This is a genomic window from Lachnoclostridium sp., assembly GCF_031997925.1.
Taxonomy (GTDB): domain Bacteria; phylum Bacillota; class Clostridia; order Lachnospirales; family Lachnospiraceae; genus Lachnoclostridium.
In genome coordinates this window covers 51419-54958 of the sequence record NZ_DAMADT010000013.1, presented here as the reverse complement: position 1 = coordinate 54958, position 3540 = coordinate 51419, and the positions used below count along the sequence as shown (strand labels likewise).

The window sequence follows — 3540 nt, the reverse complement described above, 5'->3', positions numbered from 1 at the left end:
AAGAAACAAAAAACCTTGTTATGCATTCGGGTTTGACAATATGTGGGACACATATTAATATGAGTGATACGGAAGATAAGGTTGTCGCTGGAAATATGTTTAAATTAAATGTTTTTATGAATTCCGCAGAAGATGTAATTAACGCATTTCAAATGCTAAAAGAAAATGGAAAAGTGATAGTTGAGCTTGGTGCGCAATTTTTCAGTCCGATGTATGGTTCGGTTGAGGATCGATTCGGTGTTCATTGGCAGTTGATATGTAAGGAAGGATGAATAAATTAGGGAGGGAAGTTATGTGCAGGCATAATCTAATTATGGTCAATGAAAAGGCTCAGGAAAGTGTGTTATTAGAAGAATATTATTCGATTGAGAATTCAGATACTCCTTATTATAAAGACTTTCGAACTTATTCGAAAGGTTACTGTAATTGTGATTCTTTTGTGGGAAAATTCAGTGAAAGAACCGAAAGTGATTTTGAGTCCGCAATAGAGCAAATAAGAAAAGAAAAGATAAGTTTACTTTATCAAATAAAAGAGCTGAAGCTACAGAAGGACTATAAAGAAAAATTAGAACAATATGACGATATAATGAACAAGTATATTAATTTGCTTAGAAATAATTATATGAATCAATTGGATGAAGAGATACCTCCGGAAACTCCTCTAAATATTCGTGAGGAAATCGAGAAAAATAGAAAGAAAAGGGATGAGCTGAAAGCCTATTTAGATAAGAACGATTTATATAGAGAATCCTCATCTTATTATTTAACAAAAGAGGAGCAAGATATTAAATTAAAAGAGTTAAATTTTGACATGCCTTCAAGAGTTATCGATGAAGTCGTTTTGAATGAAGAAAAAGAAGATTATCATTCGTATAAAGAGGAGTATGAATCTTACGTTCAACTTTTTACAAAATTATTAGAGGTTGGAACTGATTTTGTATTTAGCACAGTTTGGAACGGGCCTGAAAATTTAAAAATAAAAAAGAGCGTAAAAATTAATGATCTCAAAATTGAGGATCTTATATTTTTAGATATTGATGAAATGTTAGTTATTGCGAAAGCAGAAGGATAGTTTTTTGCATATGCCTTACTTTACCTGCCTTTCACTTACCACGCGAGTTTTCTAAGAAATCACGTTATAGGATAGGAGCGTATCTTATGGTACATTTGTGATATCAAAAAAACTGGAGGTTTGATATGACAGCTACAATGGATTTAAAAATAGCACAATTAAGAAAGCGAAAAGGAGTTAGTCAACAGGAACTGGCAGATTTTTTAGGGGTAACGTTTCAATCCGTTAGTAAATGGGAGACAAAAACAACATTACCTGATATCACATTGTTACCGCTTATTGCTGATTATTTTCAAGTTTCAGTGGATGAGCTTTTGGGTCTAAAACCAATTAAAGATTTGCAGTATATGCCTCGTAATACAGATAATCGAGAGAAATGGGAAGACCGAGCAGATGTGATTGAGAATGATCGTCAATTCTTTTGGAATGAGGATTATCTTCGTTACCTCATTACAGAAGTATGGGCTATTAAAGAGCCAATTGATGTGATTGAATTTTGTTGCTGTGACGGTGATCTTGGTAAGAGAATTCTTCCGCTTCTACCTGCTGGAAGTACTTATACCGGGGTGGATAGTGAATCTCTGATTGAAAAAGCAAGGAAGCATTTTAATGGATCAGATGTTTCTTATATCTGTTCTGATATTTATCATTTTAAAACGGAGCGAAAATATCACCTTAGCATATGCCAAGCAACCTTGCGTCATATGAATTATCCGCTTCAAATTTTAGAAACTATGAAGGAGTCAGTTTTACCAGGCGGTCTCGTGGTTTGTGTGGAAATTAATCGAGAAATAGAAAACGTTGGTTTTTATGCAGAAGGTCTTAAGTATGACTCACTTTGTACCTCATTTGATTGGAGAAAACTGTGGTTAAAAGAATTGGAGTGTGAGGGAAGGGATTATGCAATCGGAATGCGTCTACCTTTTCTTATGAGAGAAATAGGATTAAAGGATGTTGATGTGAGAATGAATGATAAAGTATCCTTTATAACTCCGGACTCTAAAGGTTATGAGAAACTGTGTAATTCCTTTCGAACCTATCGAGGATTCCATCAAGCTGAACTAAATGATATGTCAGAACAGGGGATTGAGTTCTTCATGAGCAGAGGGTACCAACGTTCGGAAGTAGAAAAGCTAACAAAGTTTCAGATAGAGGTTTCAAAATATTTTACTGAAAATCAAGGAGACTTATCTTTCTTATTTTTCTTTGGTTTCTTGATTTCTTTTGGAAGAAGATAGCTTTAAAATAGATAAATAAGATAATTAAAATATGCAATAATTGATAAAATCAATCAATTTTAAATGAAAAAGAGAAAAGCTTGATGAAAAGAGTTTGACAAACGGAAGTATTTCCTAGTAATATAATAAGTATTGATAAGAACCGTTACAAATCTTTAAACCGTTTGTGACGGTAACTTTTTGTATTAAGATACCTTATTATGCTTAACCTATCAAGCAACGAAAAATAGAACCATATTTTTCTTCATGGGAATGTAGGTAATTAAGGTAAAGAAAACTACAATAGAGTACTTGATAGGAAAGGAGCAACTTGTGAAACAAGGAAAATTAAGCGGTTTACTCCCAATAGGAGTTTTTTTGATATTATTTATAGGTAGCGGAATATTGTTTCATGATTTTTATGCAATGCCTGCCATTGTTGCGTTTTTACTTGCACTTGCTGTAGCATTGATTCAAAACCCGAAAAAAAGCCTAAATGATAAACTCCGTGTTGTGACACAAAGTATGGGAGATGAAAATGTCATGACAATGTGTCTGATCTTTATACTAGCTGGGGCATTTTCAGGTGCAGTTCAGGCAGCAGGAGGAGTAGAAAGTACGGTGAATTTTGGATTATCCATTTTGCCACCTAATATTGCAGTAGCAGGGCTTTTTATTATTGCTTGCTTTATCTCAATAGCAATGGGGACAAGCGTTGGTACAATTGCTGCATTAACACCAATTGCGGTTGGGGTTGGTGAGAAAACAGGATTTGCCATGGCAATGTGTATCGGTGCTGTCGTTTGCGGTGCAATGTTTGGGGACAATCTTTCTATGATTTCGGATACTACCATTGCGGCTACAAAGACACAAGGTTGTGAGATGAAGGATAAATTTAGAGAGAACTTTTTGATTGTATTGCCAGCTGCGATAATTACAATTATTCTATTCCTTCTATTAGCAGGGAATTCTGATTATAAAATTGTTGGTGAACTTGAGTATAATTTATTTCGAATTATTCCATACTTGGTTGTTCTGATCGGAGCTTTAATTGGCTTTAATGTATTTGTTGTTCTTTTACTTGGAACATTTTGTTCTATTTTAGTAGGAGTAGTGAGTGGAGCGATTCCTATTGCATCGATTTTTACCGTAATAGCAAGTGGCAGTGATGGTAAGGGTGGTATCATGAGTATGTATGATATTACTGCAATTTCCATAGTGGTTGCAGGTATTATTGGCTTAGTTAAGGAA

General features: G+C 34.3%; 4 protein-coding genes. All 4 read left to right on the top strand.

The window, feature by feature from the left end; genetic code table 11:
* Nucleotides 1–272, top strand: a 272-nt coding sequence (locus RTP52_RS10405; RefSeq protein WP_312371099.1) for a VOC family protein, incomplete at its 5' end; no start/stop codon positions are given.
* A 20-nt stretch (nucleotides 273–292) separates the two neighbouring features.
* The gene (locus RTP52_RS10400) at nucleotides 293–1072 is read left to right on the top strand and encodes a hypothetical protein (protein ID WP_312371097.1); all 780 of its coding nucleotides are present in this window, start codon (nucleotides 293–295) and stop codon (nucleotides 1070–1072) included.
* Nucleotides 1073–1197: 125 nt separating this feature from the next.
* Nucleotides 1198–2310: a DNA (cytosine-5-)-methyltransferase gene (locus RTP52_RS10395; protein WP_312371094.1), complete on the top strand. Its 1113-nt coding sequence runs from the start codon at nucleotides 1198–1200 to the stop codon at nucleotides 2308–2310.
* Between the two features lie 312 nt (nucleotides 2311–2622).
* On the top strand, nucleotides 2623–3540 hold a 918-nt coding region (locus RTP52_RS10390), incomplete at its 3' end, for a Na+/H+ antiporter NhaC family protein (RefSeq protein WP_312371092.1).